Source organism: Bacillus sp. 41-22, from assembly GCF_025809295.1.
GTDB classification, from domain to species: Bacteria; Bacillota; Bacilli; order Bacillales; family Bacillaceae_G; genus Bacillus_A; species Bacillus_A mycoides.
The window spans coordinates 4,321,952-4,340,626 of the sequence record NZ_CP084035.1 but is presented as its reverse complement, the minus strand read 5'-3'; the positions used below and the strand labels follow the sequence as shown (position 1 = coordinate 4,340,626).

The 18,675-nt window shown below is 36.4% G+C and carries 19 protein-coding genes; 14 read left to right on the top strand and 5 right to left on the bottom strand.

From position 1 onward, the window contains the following. Positions 1-4 precede the first annotated feature (4 nt). From sdhA to LCF45_RS22215, 3 genes are all read left to right on the top strand, one after another. Complete coding sequence (sdhA, locus tag LCF45_RS22225) at positions 5-1,798, top strand: succinate dehydrogenase flavoprotein subunit (RefSeq protein WP_002034228.1); 1,794 nt, start codon at positions 5-7, stop codon at positions 1,796-1,798. Continuing rightward, positions 1,791-2,552: a succinate dehydrogenase iron-sulfur subunit gene (gene sdhB / locus LCF45_RS22220; RefSeq protein ID WP_002088861.1), complete on the top strand. Its 762-nt coding sequence runs from the start codon at positions 1,791-1,793 to the stop codon at positions 2,550-2,552. The genes sdhA and sdhB overlap by 8 nt, the downstream gene beginning before the upstream one ends. Positions 2,553-2,645: 93 nt before the next feature. Continuing rightward, complete coding sequence (locus LCF45_RS22215) at positions 2,646-3,089, top strand: acyl-CoA thioesterase (RefSeq protein ID WP_002088859.1); 444 nt, start codon at positions 2,646-2,648, stop codon at positions 3,087-3,089. Positions 3,090-3,125: 36 nt separating this feature from the next. Here the strand turns inward: LCF45_RS22215 and LCF45_RS22210 are convergent, their stop codons facing one another. Continuing rightward, a complete protein-coding gene (locus LCF45_RS22210) occupies positions 3,126-3,905 on the bottom strand; it encodes a M15 family metallopeptidase (RefSeq protein ID WP_002088858.1) in 780 nt (259 codons plus the stop codon). Between the two features lie 264 nt (positions 3,906-4,169). On the opposite strand from LCF45_RS22210, the gene motA reads away from it, so the two are divergent. Next, positions 4,170-4,964: a flagellar motor stator protein MotA gene (gene motA, locus LCF45_RS22205; RefSeq protein ID WP_002129301.1), complete on the top strand. Its 795-nt coding sequence runs from the start codon at positions 4,170-4,172 to the stop codon at positions 4,962-4,964. After that, positions 4,954-5,742 carry a flagellar motor protein MotB gene (gene motB / locus LCF45_RS22200; RefSeq protein ID WP_263894288.1) on the top strand — a complete coding sequence of 263 codons (789 nt, stop codon included), beginning with the start codon at positions 4,954-4,956 and terminating at the stop codon, positions 5,740-5,742. The genes motA and motB overlap by 11 nt, the downstream gene beginning before the upstream one ends. 28 nt (positions 5,743-5,770) lie before the next feature. Here motB and LCF45_RS22195 read toward each other — a convergent pair whose 3' ends face one another. Continuing rightward, the gene (locus LCF45_RS22195) at positions 5,771-6,598 is read right to left on the bottom strand and encodes a 5'-nucleotidase, lipoprotein e(P4) family (RefSeq protein ID WP_002129299.1); all 828 of its coding nucleotides are present in this window, start codon (positions 6,596-6,598) and stop codon (positions 5,771-5,773) included. Positions 6,599-6,941: 343 nt separating this feature from the next. Here LCF45_RS22195 and LCF45_RS22190 point away from each other — a divergent pair, with 343 nt between their 5' ends. The 3 genes from LCF45_RS22190 (at position 6,942) to LCF45_RS22180 (ending at position 9,605) form a co-directional block, all read left to right on the top strand. Beyond that, positions 6,942-7,826 carry an ABC transporter ATP-binding protein gene (locus LCF45_RS22190; protein ID WP_263894287.1) on the top strand — a complete coding sequence of 295 codons (885 nt, stop codon included), beginning with the start codon at positions 6,942-6,944 and terminating at the stop codon, positions 7,824-7,826. A 2-nt stretch (positions 7,827-7,828) separates the two neighbouring features. After that, complete coding sequence (locus LCF45_RS22185; protein ID WP_002167617.1) at positions 7,829-9,055, top strand: ABC transporter permease; 1,227 nt, start codon at positions 7,829-7,831, stop codon at positions 9,053-9,055. 118 nt (positions 9,056-9,173) lie between these two features. Further along, positions 9,174-9,605, top strand: a complete 432-nt coding sequence (locus tag LCF45_RS22180) for an Rrf2 family transcriptional regulator (RefSeq protein WP_002088848.1) — start codon at positions 9,174-9,176, stop codon at positions 9,603-9,605. A gap of 60 nt (positions 9,606-9,665) precedes the next feature. On the opposite strand, the gene LCF45_RS22175 is transcribed toward LCF45_RS22180, so the two are convergent. Further along, positions 9,666-10,331, bottom strand: a complete 666-nt coding sequence (locus LCF45_RS22175; protein WP_002067333.1) for an aquaporin — start codon at positions 10,329-10,331, stop codon at positions 9,666-9,668. A 142-nt stretch (positions 10,332-10,473) separates the two neighbouring features. Further along, positions 10,474-11,439, bottom strand: coding sequence for a DMT family transporter (locus LCF45_RS22170; RefSeq protein WP_002129291.1), 966 nt, complete (start codon positions 11,437-11,439; stop codon positions 10,474-10,476). A 101-nt stretch (positions 11,440-11,540) separates the two neighbouring features. Here LCF45_RS22170 and LCF45_RS22165 point away from each other — a divergent pair, with 101 nt between their 5' ends. Further along, positions 11,541-12,113, top strand: coding sequence for a helix-turn-helix domain-containing protein (locus tag LCF45_RS22165; RefSeq protein ID WP_002034214.1), 573 nt, complete (start codon positions 11,541-11,543; stop codon positions 12,111-12,113). A gap of 70 nt (positions 12,114-12,183) precedes the next feature. Here LCF45_RS22165 and LCF45_RS22160 read toward each other — a convergent pair whose 3' ends face one another. Then, positions 12,184-12,369, bottom strand: a complete 186-nt coding sequence (locus LCF45_RS22160) for a PspC domain-containing protein (protein WP_002129290.1) — start codon at positions 12,367-12,369, stop codon at positions 12,184-12,186. 213 nt (positions 12,370-12,582) lie between these two features. Here LCF45_RS22160 and LCF45_RS22155 point away from each other — a divergent pair, with 213 nt between their 5' ends. The 5 genes from LCF45_RS22155 (at position 12,583) to racE (ending at position 18,648) form a co-directional block, all read left to right on the top strand. Next, entirely contained in the window at positions 12,583-13,824 is a 1,242-nt protein-coding gene (locus LCF45_RS22155; protein WP_263894286.1) for an amidohydrolase family protein, read from the top strand. A gap of 112 nt (positions 13,825-13,936) precedes the next feature. After that, positions 13,937-15,232: a purine/pyrimidine permease gene (locus LCF45_RS22150; protein ID WP_002167618.1), complete on the top strand. Its 1,296-nt coding sequence runs from the start codon at positions 13,937-13,939 to the stop codon at positions 15,230-15,232. 165 nt (positions 15,233-15,397) lie between these two features. Then, the gene (gene gerE / locus LCF45_RS22145) at positions 15,398-15,622 is read left to right on the top strand and encodes a spore germination transcription factor GerE (RefSeq protein ID WP_000659484.1); all 225 of its coding nucleotides are present in this window, start codon (positions 15,398-15,400) and stop codon (positions 15,620-15,622) included. A gap of 107 nt (positions 15,623-15,729) precedes the next feature. Beyond that, positions 15,730-17,475, top strand: a complete 1,746-nt coding sequence (locus tag LCF45_RS22140; protein ID WP_263894285.1) for an MFS transporter — start codon at positions 15,730-15,732, stop codon at positions 17,473-17,475. Positions 17,476-17,823: 348 nt separating this feature from the next. Continuing rightward, complete coding sequence (racE, locus tag LCF45_RS22135) at positions 17,824-18,648, top strand: glutamate racemase (protein WP_048517140.1); 825 nt, start codon at positions 17,824-17,826, stop codon at positions 18,646-18,648. The last annotated feature ends 27 nt before the right edge of the window (positions 18,649-18,675 follow it).

The window sequence follows — 18,675 nt, the reverse complement described above, 5'->3', positions numbered from 1 at the left end:
GAGCATGAAAGGGAAACTTATAGTAGTCGGCGGTGGCTTGGCCGGCTTAATGGCAACGATTAAAGCGGCAGAAGCAGGAGTAAATGTTGAACTATTTTCTTTAGTACCAGTAAAACGTTCACATTCTGTATGTGCCCAAGGTGGAATTAACGGTGCCGTAAATACAAAAGGTGAAGGGGATTCTCCATGGATCCACTTTGACGATACAATTTATGGTGGGGACTTCTTAGCGAACCAACCACCAGTTAAAGCGATGTGTGATGCAGCACCTGGTATTATTCATTTAATGGACCGCATGGGTGTTATGTTCAACCGTACGGAAGAAGGACTTCTGGATTTCCGTCGTTTCGGTGGAACACAACATCACCGTACAGCATTTGCTGGCGCAACAACTGGTCAACAATTACTATATGCATTAGATGAGCAAGTACGTCGTCATGAAGTAGCAGGACTTGTAACGAAATATGAAGGTTGGGATTTCTTACGAGCTGTTGTAGATGATGAAGGTGTGTGCCGAGGAATCGTCGCGCAAGACTTACAAACTATGGAGATAAAAAGTTTCCAAGCTGATGCCGTGATTATGGCAACAGGGGGCCCTGGTATCATCTTTGGAAAATCAACAAACTCTATTATTAATACAGGTACAGCAGCGTCTGCTGTATATCAACAAGGTGCATATTATGCGAACGGTGAGTTCATTCAAATTCATCCAACGGCAATTCCTGGAGACGATAAGTTACGTCTTATGAGTGAATCTGCACGTGGTGAAGGTGGACGTGTTTGGACGTATAAAGATGGTAAGCCATGGTACTTCTTAGAAGAAAAATATCCAGCTTACGGAAACCTTGTACCTCGTGATATTGCAACGCGTGAAATCTTTGATGTTTGCGTAGAGCAAAAACTAGGTATTAACGGTGAAAACATGGTGTACTTAGATCTTTCTCATAAAGATCCGAAAGAACTAGATATTAAACTTGGTGGAATTATTGAAATCTATGAGAAATTTACAGGTGATGATCCTCGTAAACTACCAATGAAAATCTTCCCAGCAGTTCACTATTCAATGGGCGGATTATGGGTTGATTATAAGCAAATGACAAGTATTCCAGGTTTATTTGCAGCAGGTGAGTGTGATTATTCTATGCACGGTGGTAACCGCCTTGGTGCGAACTCATTATTATCAGCAATTTACGGTGGTATGGTAGCAGGACCGAACGCAATTGAGTATATGAAAGGTCTTTCTAAATCATCTGATGCTGTTTCATCTACTGTATATGAGCAAAATGAATTAATTGAAACAGAGAAATTTAACAATATTTTAATGCTTGATGGTAACGAAAATGCATATGTTCTTCATAAAGAGCTTGGAGAATGGATGACAGATAACGTTACAGTAGTTCGTGAAAATAAAAAGTTACTAGAAACTGATGCGAAAATTGAAGAGTTAATGGCGCGTTACAAACGCATTAACATTAACGATACAGCAAGATGGAGTAACCAGGGTGCTTCATTTACACGCCAACTTGCAAATATGTTCGAGTTAGCACGTGTTATTACAATTGGCGCATATAACCGTAATGAAAGCCGCGGAGCGCATTACAAACCAGAATTCCCAAATCGTGATGATGCAAACTTCTTAAAAACTACGATGGCGAAATTTGAGGGAGAAGGAAAGGCACCAGCATTCCATTACGAAGAAGTGGATGTTTCATTAATTAAACCACGTAAACGTGACTATTCCTCAAAACATGATGTAGCTGCTAAGGGTGAAGAGAAGGGGGATAAACAACATGTCTGAGAAAACAATCCGCCTCATCATTACGAGACAAGATGGCCCAGATGCACAAGAGTTTGACCAAGAGTTTGAAATTCCATATCGTCCTAATATGAATATTATTTCGGCGCTTATGGAAATTCGCCGTAATCCTGTCGACTCAAAAGGGAACCAAACAACTCCGATTGCATGGGATATGAACTGCTTAGAGGAAGTATGTGGAGCATGTTCGATGGTGATTAACGGAAAACCACGTCAATCATGTACAGCCCTTATTGACCAGTTAGAGCAACCAATTCGCTTAAAGCCGATGAAGACATTCCCGATTGTACGTGATTTACAAGTTGACCGTAGCCGTATGTTTAACGCGTTAAAACGTGTTAAAGCTTGGATTCCAATCGACGGTACGTACGACCTAGGACCAGGTCCAAGAATGCCAGAGAAAAAGCGTCAATGGGCATATGAACTTTCGAAATGTATGACATGTGGTGTTTGCTTAGAGTCATGTCCGAACGTAAACAGTAAGTCTGACTTTATTGGTCCAGCACCGCTTTCACAAGCACGTTTATTTAACTCGCATCCAACTGGTGAAATGCATAAAGCAGATCGCTTACGTGCAATTATGGGTGATGGAGGACTTGCAAACTGTGGTAACTCTCAAAACTGTGTGCAATCATGTCCGAAAGGTATTCCATTAACAACTTCAATTGCAGCATTAAACCGTGATACAACAATTCAATCGTTCAAAGATTTCTTTGGTAGCGACAATAACTATTAATAAATATTGCCTCTTCATGTTGAAGAGGCAATATTTATAACTTTATATTTCTGTTTATTCAGTTTATTTTAAGGGCGAAAAGGAGAGGGAACGATGAAGAGAATTTCTTATATTGAAGACTTTGAGCAATGGGAAAGTGGTTTTTCATTTTATAATCCTGTCAAAGTTCGTTTTGGTGAAGTAGATATGTTTGGACATGTAAATAATGTCGTTGCTTTTACATATTTTGAAGAAGCGCGTATCGCATTGTTTAAAGAACTCGGATTTATGCAAGAATGGACACATGAATCATCAGAAACGATGATAGTCGTCGCAGATCTACAATGCAATTTTATTAAACAAATTTATTTTGATGAGCAGTTGAAAGTATATGTAAAGGCGGGAGCGGTTGGGAATTCCTCTTTAGATTTACACTATATGGTCAAAAATGCAGAAGGAGAAGTTTGTTTAGTTGGACGCGGTATGATGGTCCAAGCATCGAAAAAAACTGGAAGAGGCGAACCGTGGCCTGAGGAATGGAAGGAATTGCTATTATAATAGAATAAAAGAAAAATAAGAGAGCGAATCGCTCTCTTATTTTTTGTCCTCCATCGCCTCTTCTAATGTTAGGTGGTGCTTATATATGTATGTGGCGTATGGATTACCGACGTAGCGTAAGTGCCACGGTTCATATGCATACTCTGTTGTTTTTGTTTTATCCTCTAAATAACGAATGACAAATCCGAACTCATGGGCATGTTCTGCAACCCATTTTCCTTCTGCTGTCTCTCCGAAGATTGGTTCTAATTGGAATTTAGCAGATTTTGAGCTAATATCCATTGCTAGACCGGTTTGATGCTCACTTGTTCCAGGAATTGCACTTACCGAATCAGCCTCAGCTTTTCCTTGGCGTTTAATATATGTATTATGTAATGACTGTTGGCGTTTGTAAGAACGGTAACCTGAAACTGCTGTAAGTTCTAAACCTTCTTCTTTCGCTGCTTGGAACATTTTTTCAAGAGCGTCTGCAGCATCTTTGCGAAGTAATGTTTTCTCTTTATCTTTTGGACTAGTAAATGGTACGTTCGGTTTCGTCAAATCTTCTGGAATGTACCCATCTGGTAATTTACGATGTTTATTGACTAATACAAGAGCAGAATCTGGATTTGTTACAACGGAAAAATTATCATCTAGTTTCTTTGCATTATGATCAGCTTTTTGAAAAGCAGGAATCTCTTCTTTTTGGTGGTTATTATGTTTTTGATTTTCGACAGCTTTCGCTTCGTTTTGTAGTGGTGATTTAGAACCAAAGTAAACGAAAGATGTGATACCGATTACAATAGTAGCGGCAGAAATAATTATTATTTTTTTCATGATGCCCTGTAATCACAGTCCTTTCTTAATAAAATATGTATCGTTTTTATTATAAGTCTAGTTTGTTGAAAAAGAAATATAAGAGTCGTAACGTAATAGAAATGCAAAGAAAATGTCAGAAAATGTGTAAAAATGTAGTATTTTTTCATATAATTCATTTCTTATCTTTCATGAAGTTCATTTTTTATGTAATATATGTATATAAGAAGATGTAGCGATTATTGAGAATAAAAGACCTCTGGTATAGACTAGGAGTGGATGGGAATGGATTTTGCAACAATTATTGGAATCATTTTAGGAGTATTAGCGGTAGTCGTAGGGATGGTCGTCAAGGGCGCTGACATAACAGCCTTACTAAATCCTGCCGCAGCACTAATTATTTTCGTCGGTACATTTGCTGCAGTGTGTATTGCATTTCCGATGAATCAACTAAAAAGAGTTCCAAAATTATTTAAAGTTCTTTTTGGTTCAAATAAAAAAGATTTAAGTTATGAACAATTGCTAGAATTATTTGTTCATTGGACATCTGAGAGTAGAAAATACGGTATTTTGTCTTTAGAGCAACAATTAGATGAAATTGAAGATGAATTTCTTTTGCGTGGTATGAAATTTGTTATTGATGGTGTATCTGCAGAGGATTTAGAACAAATTTTAGAAGCCGAATTAGAAGCGATTGAAGAGAGACATGCAAAAGGGGCTGCTATTTTCTCGCAAGCTGGTACATATGCACCTACACTAGGGGTTTTAGGTGCTGTTATTGGTCTTGTAGCTGCACTTGGAAATTTAACTGATATTGAAAAGCTAGGGCATGCTATTTCAGGTGCGTTTATTGCAACGATTTTCGGTATTTTTTCAGGTTACGTATTATGGCATCCGTTTGCAAATAAATTAAAGCAAAAGTCTGCTGCTGAATTAGAGAAGAAACGTTTAATTATTGATTGTTTATTAATGTTACAAGAAGGTACATATCCGTTTATTATGAAGAACCGCATTTTAGGTGCACTTTCTGCAACTGAGCGTAAAAAGCTAGAAAAAGGAGCAGAAAAAAATGCGGAGTAAGAAAAATAGAAGAGGTAAAAAGAAAAAACATGATGAGCATATTGATGAAACTTGGTTAATTCCGTATTCTGATATGCTAACTTTGTTGTTTGCACTGTTTATTGTTTTATTTGCAATGAGTAGTATAGATGCTGCGAAATTTAAACAGATGGCAGTTGCTTTTCGAAGTGAGTTAGCCGGTGGAACAGGAAATAAAGAATTTTTAAGTGATCAAAAACCAAATGAGGAAAAAGAATTATCAGCAAGTAGCCTTGAGGCAGAACAAGCAAAAAAACAAGCGGAAGATAGAGCTAAAGAAAAAAAAGAAATGGATGAGTTGAAAGCATTACAAAAAAAGATTGATCAATATATTAATGAGAAACAACTATCCTCTTCTTTTCAAACTAAGTTAACTGAAAAAGGATTAATGTTAACGATATTAGAAAATGTACTATTTGATTCAGGAAAAGCAGATGTGAAGTTGGAATCGTTAGGGATTGCAAAAGAGATGTCTAACCTACTTGTTTCAGCATCACCTCGTGAAATTACAGTGTCGGGTCATACAGATACGGTTCCTATCGCAAATGCTCAGTTTGCATCAAACTGGGAGTTAAGTACACAGCGTGCAGTTAATTTTATGCAGGTGTTACTCCAAAATAAAGAATTGCAACCAGAAAAATTTAGTGCAGTTGGTTATGGAGAATACCGTTCAATTGCACCAAATGATACGCCAGAAGGAAAAGCGAAAAATAGACGTGTAGAAGTATTTATTTTACCTTTAACAAGAAATATGCAATAAAAGAGGATGGCGAAGGCCATCCTCTTTGTTATTTTGCATCAAATGATTTTAAATTGTCACGACGGATTTTGTCTTTTTCTGCATCTGATTTTTTGAAATTATAGTCATATAGAGCACCTTCCCAATCACCGTACATTGGATTAGGGAAAATGATGAATTTCTCACCAAATTGTGCTTTTGATTCTGCTACTGTTTCATTGCGATCTTTCACAGATTTTCCATCAAAACCAGTGAAATCAGATAAGTTGTCACCGAAGAATAGGACGATGTCATGTGTTTGAGAAACAAGTTCACGACGCTTTTCTTTCCCTTTTTCTTTCGGGTCCTGTAGTAATATATGTTCTTTCGTCGCTTGAGGAGCACCTACGCGCTCAAGGTTTTTAATTGTTGCATCTAGTTGATTTGTTTTACGATTTGAGATGTAGTAAATATCTACACCTTTAGACTCTGTATATTTTAAGAAATCAATAGCGCCTGGAAGAGCTTCAGCTTCAGCCTTATTAATCCAATCGTCCCATTTATAAGGATAGCCTTTTCCTGTTTTTACGCTCATTGCTTGATGGGGACTGTTATCTAAAACAGTTTCATCTAGATCAAGTACGATAGCAGGTTTTTTTTCTGTCCCTTTTGCAAGAGCTGCATCAAGCTTTAATTGACCAATATTGTAGCCTTGGTAGTAAAGTGCTTTCGTTTCGCCAGCTGTTTGATACCATAAATCGGCCATCAATTGCTGGTCTGTTAATTGTACTTTCTCTTCTTTTGCCACTGTTTTCTCAGCTGTTCCTGAACATGCTACAAGCGATGTGGAAAGAACGGCTATAGATAATAAACTGGTAATACCCCTCTTCATCTTCATATGTATCCTCCTCGATGTTAGAAAATCATCTTATATTATATATTAAAATATAAAAATTTTTTTATGAACATTTGCATATTGTCTTTTGTATATATAGTAGTATGTCCTATATTAGAAAGATGGGAAAAATAACAAAAAGTGATTTGACATGTTTTATTGTCGAAATGACAATTATAATTGACAAATATATCTTTGTTATTTACAATTTTAACTAAATAAAACAAATGGTGGATGGGGGATCATGATACGTATAAAAGATTGAAATATAGTACTATATTTTATTTCGAACAATCATAGTCTTTAATAGAGAGTACGAATGATACTAAAGGGGAGGCTTTATACATTGAGTTTACAAATTCAAAACTTAACAAAAATATTAGGAGAATCTAAAGCGGTTAATGGTTTGCAAATCTCGTTACCGAAAGGTGAAGTGTTAGGGTTACTTGGCCGAAATGGTGCAGGGAAAACAACGACAATTAAAATGTTACTAGGTTTATTAACGCCAAATGAAGGTTCTATTACGTGGGATGGAAAATCATTTGGTGATAGCGGGGTAACAATTGGATATTTACCAGAAGAAAGAGGCTTATATACAAAAAGTAGAGTAATAGACCAGTTGCGATATTTTGGTAGATTAGAAGGAATGACGAAAAAAGAAGTGGATCTTGCAATTGATTACTGGTTAGAGCGCTTAGCAATCCCAGAATATAAATTCAAAACAGCAGGAGAACTTTCGAAAGGGAACCAGCAAAAAATTCAATTGATTGCTGCTCTTCTTCATGATCCAGAACTTCTTATTTTGGATGAACCATTTAGCGGACTTGATCCAGTTAATGCTGGAATGTTGGCTAGTATTATTGGAGAACAAGTACAGAGCGGAAAGACAATTATTTTATCTAGTCACCGTATGGAGCAAGTAGAGGCTTTTTGCCAACATGTATGTATTTTGAAAAAAGGTGAAGCGGTCGTAGAAGGACAATTAAGTGATATTAAGAAAGAATACGGTTTTCGTAATTTAACAATCGAAGATACAAAAGAGAATGAAAAAGGATTAGAAGCTATACATGTTTCATATGAAAAACAACAAGGCCTTCTTTATGTGAAAGTACAAGATGATGCAGAAGCTCTAAAGATTTTGCAACAATTGCAAGAACAAGGTGTTGGTTTACGACAATTTAAAATGTTAGAGCCGACGTTAAACGAAATCTTTGTAGAGAGGGCGAAATAAAGATGCGTAAATTTTCTCATGTATTTTCATTTTATTTTAAAGAAGCATTTTTATCTAAAAAATCATTAATTACGAGTGCGATTTTATTTTTGGTTGTGTTTGGGATTTTTGCATTTAATCATTTTACTTCAGGCGATGATAAAAATAAGGATAAAGATAAAATTGCAGTTGTAGTAGAGAGTTCCACATACAAAGTACAAAAAGAAGAGCTAAATAAGCTATTGCCATCAGCAAAAATAACGGTCGGTTCAAAAGATGATTTTGATAAACTACATAAGCAAGTAGAAGAGGGAGATTTAGATGGTCTATTCCATGTGACGGAAAAGGATGGGACTCCAGCAGTTACATATATGTATAATGGATTTCCAAGCCAAGCGACTTCTGCGATTATGGCGGGTTATTTAAAACAACAATATACGAAGGTGACGATTGCAAAAAATAATGTTTCACCAGAAATTGCGCAGCAATTACAAGCAGAAATTCAAGTGAAGCAAGAAGCGATAAAAGATCGTACATCTTCTTTCGGAATTGCATATTTCTTTACATTTGCTTTGTATATGTTTATTGTAGCTTTCGGAAATACAATCGCAATGAATATTGCATCTGAAAAGGCGTCACGTGTAATGGAAGTAATGCTTCCGAAAGTAAAGCCTCTTACGATGATGTATGCGAAAATTTTGGCGGTTGTTTCAACGGCGTTATTACAACTTGTAATATTGGCGTGTGGTTATCTTATTCCTTATTTGTTAGGTTGGGTCGATTTAGAAAGTGCTTCATTACTTGGCGTTCCAATTGACTTTACAAAATTAGATGCAAAGGTTATAAGTATGTTTCTTGTTTATTTCATTACGGGGTATTTACTTTATGCGATGATGTACGCTGCGGCTGGAGCTGTTGTGTCTAAGACAGAGGATTTACAAGCTGTATCTTTCCCGATAATGATTTTGATCATGGCTGCATTCTTCATTAGTATTAAATCATTAAGTGATCCAAATAGTACTATTGTTGTTGTAAGTTCGTATGTTCCGTTTTTCACACCGATGGTCACCTTCTCGCGGATTGTAGCCGGTGAAGCAGGTATGCTAGAGATTACGATAACATTAGTAGTTTTATTGGCGACAATTGGTATATTAAATGCTGTTACAAGCCGTATCTATGTAAACGGTGTAATGAATTACTCTGATAAAGTGAAGTTTAAAGATTTGGCGAAATTTATAAAGCGTCAATAATAGAGGGAAAGCATGATTTTCTAATGGAATCATGCTTTTTCTTTATGTATAAATTAAAAATAGTATATAATAATAAGAGTTGTCTTTTAATAGAATGAATAAAAAGGAGGGTGTGCAGATGGGAATTAGTAGTCGTTTTACAGTAGGTGTTCATATGTTAACGTTACTTGCAATAGATCGAAACTCTCGCTGTACCTCTGAATGGATTGCTGGTAGTGTGAATACAAATCCAGTTGTGATTCGTCGCATTACAGGAATGTTGAAGAGAGCAGGACTTGTTGATGTACAAGCTGGTAAAGGTGGTACGACACTTGCTCGTGATTTAGATGAAATTACATTACTTGATGTATATAAAGCTGTGGAAGTTGTAGAAGAAGGACATCTATTTTCTTTCCATGAAAATCCCAACATTGAATGTCCAGTAGGAGCTAATATTCAATCGGTATTAGAGATTATTTTAATACAATCGCAAGAAGCGATGGAAAACGTACTTGCAAATGTAACGGTGCAGCAATTAGTTACAAATTTAAAGTCGAAAATTAAAGAATAAAAAAAAGCGAGCTTCCTCATGATGAGGGCTCGCTTTTTTTATTCGGAAATATTGAAAGTTCTATTTTTCCGTATTTAAAATAAACTTTCCTACAACAGCTGCTACGATACCGCCAAAAATTGGGGCAACGATGAACACCCATAGTTGAGAAATTGCTTCTCCGCCAGCGAATAGAGCTGGTGCGATACTACGAGCTGGGTTAACAGATGTTCCAGTTAACGGAATACCTAATAAGTGAATTAATACTAATGTGAAACCAATTACTAGTCCAGCTAAAGAAGAACTTCCCTTTTTACCTGTTACAGCAACGATAACTAAAACAAATACGAAAGTTAAAATGAATTCAACTAAAAATGCTCCAGATAAACCAAGAGTTCCAAAACTATTTTGTCCTAAATTATCTAAAGGTAATTTAGCAGATCGTAAAATTGTTACTAACGTTGCAGTTCCTAATAAACCACCTAAAATTTGAGCTAATAAATAATAGCTAAGTTCCATAGCGTTCATTCTTTTGTTGATGAACATAGCGATTGATACTGCTGGGTTAATATGACATCCAGAAATTGTTCCAATGCTATATGCCATAGCCACGATAGATAATCCGAAAGCCATAGCGATACCTAATGTTCCAATTCCTTCAATTCCGCCACCAATGACAGCTACTCCAGTTCCGAATAATACAAGTACAAATGTACCAATAAATTCAGCAATTGCTTTTTTTAACATAATTTACCTCCTATTAATGCACATGAAAGGTATTATAACATAGATTTTAGTATAAACAGCTAATGAAATACTATTCTGATAAGGCGAAATAGGGAGATAATAAAAATAGATATGGTTCTATGAAGAAGAACCATATCTATTTTTATGCTGATTTTTTTTGTTTAATGACTGGAACAGAACGGTTTAAAACACTATTTACGATCATTCCTAGCATGATAATAATCATCCCAATCAGTGACAGCCCGCTAGGGAATGAACCATTTAAGAAAATAATCTCACCAAGCACAGTGAAGACCATCGTTCCAGCTTGTGTTGCTTCAACAGCTCCAAGTAAAGCAAGATTGTCTTTTGCTAAGTCAGTAGCAAAGAAAAATGTCATCGTTGCAATAACTCCGGAACATAATGCTAACAAAAATCCTTGCATCATTTGACTTGATGATGGAATACCGGTAGTGGAAAATCCGTATATACCAAGTAGGATTGTAATAGGGAGACTTCCGATTGCCATTCCTAATACACGTTGGAATGTATCAAGACGCCCGCCAACAAGTTCCATCATTTTTCGGTTACCGAACGGATATAAGAAAGCCGCTAATACGACAGGTAAAAATCCCGAGATGAACTGAGTCATTGTAATATGACCCGCTGCAGTCGCTTGCATACAAATTACACCAAGTAAAATAAATAATGCTACATATAAACTGCGAAGTGGAATTTTTCCACGTACAAGTTTTGTACCTGATTTCGTTTCTATTTTAACGAAAAATAATGGTGATAGTAGTAAACCTGCTAATATCGTAACTTGCCAAGTTCCAGCAACGAGCCAAGCTGGAGAAAAAACAGCTGCGAAACTTAATAAAGAATAGAAGCCGATGCCAGCGACCGAGCCCCACCCGATCCATACAAATGGATGTTTTTTTAATTCTGCCCATAAAGCTCCTAAGTTTTTGCGAAATAAAACGATAAGGAATAAAATAGGGAGAGCAAATAGAAAACGGAAGGAAGCAGTCCAAGCCCAGCTTGTTCCAGATACATTCATTGCTCTGTTAATAATAAAGGTTGCAGAAAAAAAGGCCGATGATAAAAGACCTAGTAATATTGCGCGCATGAAGTATGGCACTCCTTTCGGAATTGAGTATTTATGTATAGTATAATATACTTAAAGTTAATAAAAGTAAACTATTTTATATTTTAAGGTGGTTTTTATATATGAAAGAAAATGAAGATATGCAAACGAAAGAAGTAATTCAGCAAGTAGGTCAGCTATTAAGACAAATTCGAAATGAACAAAAATTAAGTTTAGAAGAATTAGCCCAAAAAACAGGGGTTAGTAAATTAACATTAGGGAAAATTGAGAGAGGCGAAACGAATCCAACGTTAGCTGTTATTTGGAAAATAACGAAAGGGTTATCGATTCCTTTATCGAGATTAATGGTTGTTGGAGAACCTGTAGCTGTTGCGCGCTGCGGAGAAGGATTTGCAGTAGATGTAGGACAAGCATGGCATTTAGAAACGATGTTCCGTTACACGAAAGAAACAGGGATGGAAATGCACCGTGCTTGTTTAAGAGCGAATAGTATATATGAACCGGAAGCTCATCATGAAGGAGCAATTGAGCTTGTAACAGTAATGAAAGGGAAAGTTTCTATTCAAGTTGAGAATGACGTATATGTGCTAAATGAGTTTGACTCCATTCAGTTTGAAGCTAATAAGAAACATAGTTATAAAAATGAAGAGGATGAAGTAGCGGTATTACATTTAACGATGAAATATTCTTCATGAAAAAATCCCCTATAGAAAAATCTATAGGGGATTTTTTATACGCTATGCTCAAATATATGAAAGAATGTTATTAGTAAGAGCGTGGCATAAGTAATAAACAAATAAAATAAACTAAAAACCCCGTCCCAAAACATAAAATAGCAATGACCCAAAGTATGCGAATGAGAGTAGAGCTAATATCAAAATATTCTCCTAAACCACCGCATATACCAAATAACATTTTATCAGTTTCGGATTTATATAACCTCTTCGACATATTATGATCCTCTCCTTTTTATATCACCGCTGTTATGTATGAGTGATACAGTGTACTTTTATTCTATATGGAAATTTATGAGAAGACCATTAGGTTATATTACATTTTTTTGTGAAAGGACAATACAGTGGATTAATTGTCTTAATTTTCAGTTGGTATTAAAATGAAAATGAGGGTGTGACGTATTTTCTAATATAAGGTGGGGAAATGGTAATGACATTATATTGGTTGACTAATGTAAAGCTTGAAACAGGTTATACATATGAAGAAGCGAAAATTTCACAAACGGAAACTGAGATATGCAGTCTTCTTATTGAAGATGGGCGAATTAAAAGAATTATAGCGGGAATCGCCCAAGAGGAAGGAACGTTAACTTTTGATGCTAATCGTTTATTAGTTTTACCAGCTTTTGAAGAGATGCATATTCATATTGATAAAACATATTATAGTGGGCCTTGGAAAGCTTGTATGCCAGCAGAAAATATTTTTACACGTTTTAATGAAGAAAAAACGATTTTACCAAAGCAATTAGCAACTGCTCAAGACAGGGCGGAAAATATGCTAGAGTTATTGCTTCGAAATGGCGCAACAAATATTAGAACGCATTGTAATGTGGATCCGGTTATTGGACTTCGTAATTTAGAGGCAACGTTAGCGGCTTTAGGAACATATAAAGATCGGTTGTCTGGTAGAATAGTTGCATTTCCGCAACATGGATTATTGCGAAGTAATTCTATGCAACTTGTGAAAGATGCGATGCGTATGGGCGCACAATTAGTTGGCGGAGTGGACCCAGCTACAGTAGATAATGATATTGAAAAATCATTATCTACGATTATGGACATTGCGGTAGAATTTAATGCGGATGTTGATATTCATTTGCACGATGCGAATAATCTTGGAACGTTTACAATGAAGAGATTAGCAAGTCTAACGGAAGAAGCAGGATGGCAAGGTCGTGTAACAATTAGTCATGCGCTTGGACTTGGTGGTGTTACTGATAAAGAAGCTGAAGAAGTGGCAGAAAGACTAGCAGCATTAAAGATTGATATCACTTCAACCGTTCCAATCGGTAAACAAGTAATCCCAATTCCATTATTAGATCGAAAAGGAGTTAAAGTTTCATTAGGAAATGATAGTATTACAGATCATTGGTCTCCGTTCGGCACAGGTGATATGCTTCAAAAGGCAAATCGATTGGCAGAACGATTTGGTTGGAGTGATGAAAGGTCTTTAGGGAAAGCTCTTCGTTTTATTACTGGAGGGAAAGAAACGTTAAATAATGAAGGAAAACGAGTGTGGCCGAATGTAGGGGATGAGGCAAGTTTTGTTTTAACGAATGCAACATGCGCCGCGGAAGCAGTGGCTCGTCAAACAGAGAAGCGTGTAGTTATGTATAAAGGGAATGTTGTTATAGGGGATTTAGATCAAGTGAAATCTGATAATCTTGTATAGAGGAATCGTTTAGATGTTTTTAGAAGGGTTCTAATTGTGAAAATAGAACCCTTCTTTTTTATTTAGTAGAAACAGGGAAGTACTATACTTCCTTATAAGGAAGCAAGAAGGGATGAAAAGTTTGGACAATCAACATAATCAAAATCATATTATGGGAACTTTGCAATGGTTTATTTTTTTATTAGCAAACTCAATCGCGCTACCAATTGTCGTTGGCGGATTATTTCATCTTACGACGGAAGAAGTATTTTATTTAATGCAGCGTACGTTTTTCGTAGTTGGTATATCTTCTTTTTTACAAGGATGGCTTGGACATAAGCTTCCGATTGCGGATGGACCAGCTGGATCTTGGGTTGGTGTATTTACCGTGCTTGCTTATGCAACTGTAGGGCAGGATCAATTACATAGTACATTGCAAATTTTAGAATTAGGAATGATGGTTGCGGGAGTTGTTTTAATAGGGCTAGGAGTAACGGGAGTTATCGGGCGTATTTTATTTTTATTTACGCCGCTCGTGACAGGGACGTTCTTACTTTTATTATGTTTACAATTAAGTGGTGTATTTTTAAAAGGAATGCTAGGAATTACAGCTACTGTTTCTCAAATTGATGGATTTACAGCATTAATTGCTTTTGGCATATTTTTATTCGTAGTCATACTCTCCAACTTCGGAAAAGGGTTTGTTAAAAGTTATGCGGTTTTAATAGGGTTAATTAGTGGCTGGATTATTTTTCTCATTGCAGGAAAAGTGACGATCCCATCTCAAGTAACTCATTTTGTGCAACTTCCACATATATTCGCGTGGGGAATTCCAAAATGGAATACAGGTATGGCTGTATCAAGTTTCGTTATGGTATGTATTTTAGTTTCAAATACAGTGGCAGCTATTATAGCAATTAATCAAGCTACCATTCATAAAGCGACTATTGAACAAAAACAGTTGAAGGATGGAACGTGGGTTGGAGGGATTTCACATATCATTTCCTCTGTATTTTCAACTGTAGGTGTCGTTCCGTTACCAGCAACGGCAGGGTTTATACGCTTAACAAAACAAAAATATATACGATCGTTCTTAATGGCATGTGCGTTACTAGTCGTAATGTCTCTTTTTCCAAGTATCATTCGTTACTTAGCGTCTTTACCATCCGCTGTCGCATCAGCCGTTTTAATGGCTTCGTTCGTACAGTTAATTGGAATTGGATTTAATAATATAAAACAAGTGCCAATCAGCGAAAGGAATGTAACGATTTTAGGAGTTGCTATATTATTTGGAAGTGGTGTTATGTTTTTACCGTCTGGAGCACTCCAATCCTTGCCGTCTGTGATGCAATATATATTCGGAAATGGTTTGTTCGTAGGTACAGTTGTCAGTATATTACTAGAACAAATATGGCGTACTGAAAAGTAAGTGGATAAAAAGAGTGTACGCACTGTATAAAAGTCTAAAATAACATAAGAAATAAAGCCCATTTTCATTCACCACCTGCACATTTCGTTCATACAATATCTTGACTAAATAAACACCCAACTTACACATATACAGCTCTGGCTTAAGCAAGGAGGGTTATACCAGTTGAAGGAAAAAGCGTATCAATCTAAACCGTTACTCACAAAGAGAGAAAGAGAAGTATTTGAATTACTGGTTCAAGATAAAACGACGAAGGAAATTGCAGGTGAACTGTTTATAAGTGAAAAAACAGTACGTAATCACATCTCAAACGCAATGCAAAAGCTAGGGGTTAAAGGACGTTCACAAGCAGTTGTTGAGCTTCTTCGTATGGGAGAGCTCGAACTATAAGAAAGCAGCCGACTTTTATACAAAAGGTCGGCTATTTTTCTGTTTGTTTCATGCTCCATATGAATGATAAGAATGTTTCATACATAAATAGGTAGTAAGGAGGGGATATGTTGAAAAGGGTATTATTAGTTTCAACAAGCGCTCATGATTTGAATGGACACCCGACTGGTTTGTGGCTGGAAGAGCTCGCAGCTCCTTATCATTTATTTAAAAAAGCTAAGTTCGATGTTGATATTGTGTCGATAAAAGGCGGGAGAGTACCAATTGATAGAGTGTCTATTCCGAATGGCATACCTCGTGAATTTAAGCATGTCGCTTCTTTATTGCAAAATACGAGGGCGATTTCAACTGTTCACTCTTCAGAGTATGATGCGGTATTATTTTGTGGTGGGCACGGGGCGATTGTAGATTTTCCAGGTAATCCATATGTAGCAAATTTAATTGAGAATATGTACAATAATAACCGGATCGTAGCGGCTGTTTGTCACGGGGTAAGTTCTTTAGTTGGTGTGAAAAATAAAGATGGCTCGTTTTTTGTTGCCGGTAAGCGTATAACAGGTTATACAAACGATGAAGAAAAAGCTGTACATTTAGAAAATCGAGTTCCGTTTTTGCTAGAAAGTAAGTTGAAAGAAGAAGGGGCTTTATTTTATGTAGCACCTAATTTCACGCCGCATGTTGTAGTAGGTTATTCCTTAGTTGTCGGTATTGGTTCGATGATATATGGGAAGTTGGCTGATCGTTATAGCGTAAAAAAACTATTGATTATTTCAATTATCATATTTGTAGCGGGTTCTATTATTGGATTTATGAATCAATCTTATGCGATTACCATTCTTGCAAGATTAGTGCAGGCGAGTGGGGGCGAGGCGTTTATTGCGCTTAGTATGATTGCAGTGGCAAAATTAGTTGCTCCTGCTAAGAAGCCTGGTGCATTAGCGATGATTAGTTCTTCTATTGCATTAGCAATAGGCATTGGTCCTTTAGTTGGCGGGGCTATTACAAATACATTAGGGTGGCCATATTTATTTTTATTTATGGCTATTTCAGTAGTTGGGATTTTCTTGCTTATAAAATTTATGCCAGAAGAAGCGCAGCATACGGATGAAGCGTTTCATTTTGATTACATTGGAGCGGCGTTATTATTTGCATTCATTACGACTGTTTTATTAGGTGTCAATATTAATAGTTGGCTATTTGTGTTATCGGTAGCTTTCTTATTTTTATTCACGGTTCGTATGAAGAACGCGGAGCATCCATTTATTGATATTGAGTTATTTTCGAACAAACCATTTCTTCGTTTAATAGCGGTCGGGTTTATAATTAATGTGGCGTTATGTGCTAGTCTATTATTATTGCCATCACTGTTAGGAAGAGTGCACGGATTGTCGCCATTCGTTATCGGAATTGCATTGTTTGTTGCATCACTCTTTGGTATTGTATCTAGTTTTATTACGGGGAAGATTGTCCCTTCGTTTGGAAATGTGAATATGATTTATGTAGCGTCTGTCATTATGATCGTTGGCTTTTTAATTTTAGGGCTTATTCCGAACGGGAACTTAATCATTATTTTAGTGGCGGTTATTTTAACATTTATGAGTTATTCAGCTATTCAAGTATCATTAAACACATTTATACCGAAAACATTACATCCAGCTAAAGTTGGAGTCGGTCTTGGTTTATATAATTTAATTAACTTTTTCGGTATGGCATTTGGACCAGCTGTAGCGAGCAAAGTTATGGAAGCTACAAATAGTTATCGTTTGAATTTTATTTTAATCATCATTTTAATTTCTGCTCATTTCTTCTTATTAATAGGAATGTCTTCTTTCCAAAAAAAGATGGAGCAATAAAGTGAAACTTTAATTAGTGGGGGGCATCCCCCACTAATTATTAGCCTACACCAATCGGACTTTTACGGGCAGCCCGATCCCCCATATAACTTCTTTGCTTTCGCTGAATTTTGAGGTGGGGGTCTTACTGCCTGGCAAATAGCGGGGTAAATACGCAATTTATATAGAAGAAACCGACTTTCATATAGAAGGTCGGTTATTTTTCTGTCTTGCAAATTATGAAAAAAAGGAGCAAAATAAAAAAGGTCCTGATCTATATAGGTACAAATGAAAATTTTTATACAGGGGCACTTTAAGTTAGCGAACTTAAAGTGTGTAAAATATACTGATAAACATAAAAGATGATGAATGAGAAAACGGGTGATTAAGTTGAATAGAGCGATCGGTGTTATTGATTCAGGAGTGGGCGGTTTAACAGTAGCGAAGGAATTAATTCGTCAGTTGCCGAAAGAGCGTATTATATATTTAGGGGATACAGCACGTTGCCCTTATGGTCCGCGTTCTCGTGAAGAAGTGCGTCAATTTACGTGGGAAATGACGGAGCATTTATTAGATTTAAATATCAAAATGTTAGTTATTGCGTGTAATACAGCAACTGCGGTTGTATTAGAAGAAATGCAGAAACAATTACCAATTCCAGTAGTTGGAGTTATTCATCCAGGATCACGTACAGCTTTAAAAGTGACAAATACGTATCATGTTGGGATTATTGGAACGATTGGAACAGTAAAAAGTGGCGCCTATGAAGAGGCGCTAAAGTCTATTAATAACCGTGTTATGGTAGAAAGTTTAGCGTGCCCACCTTTCGTTGAGCTTGTAGAGAGTGGGAATTTCGAAAGTGAAATGGCGTATGAAGTTGTAAGAGAAACATTGCAACCGTTGAAAAGTACTGACATTGATACGCTTATTCTAGGATGTACACATTATCCGATTTTAGGTCCTGTTATTAAAAAGGTAATGGGGGATCAAGTACAATTAATTAGTTCGGGTGATGAAACAGCGCGTGAGGTAAGCACGATTTTATACCATAGTAAGATGCTAAATGAGGGAGAAGAACAAAGTGATCATCTCTTCTTAACGACTGGTAAAATAGGCCTGTTTAAAGAAATTGCATCAAAGTGGTTCGGTCAGCCGATTGAAAATGTGAAGCATATCAATTTAGAAATAGAATAATAGTAGATTCATATAAGAGAACTCCTG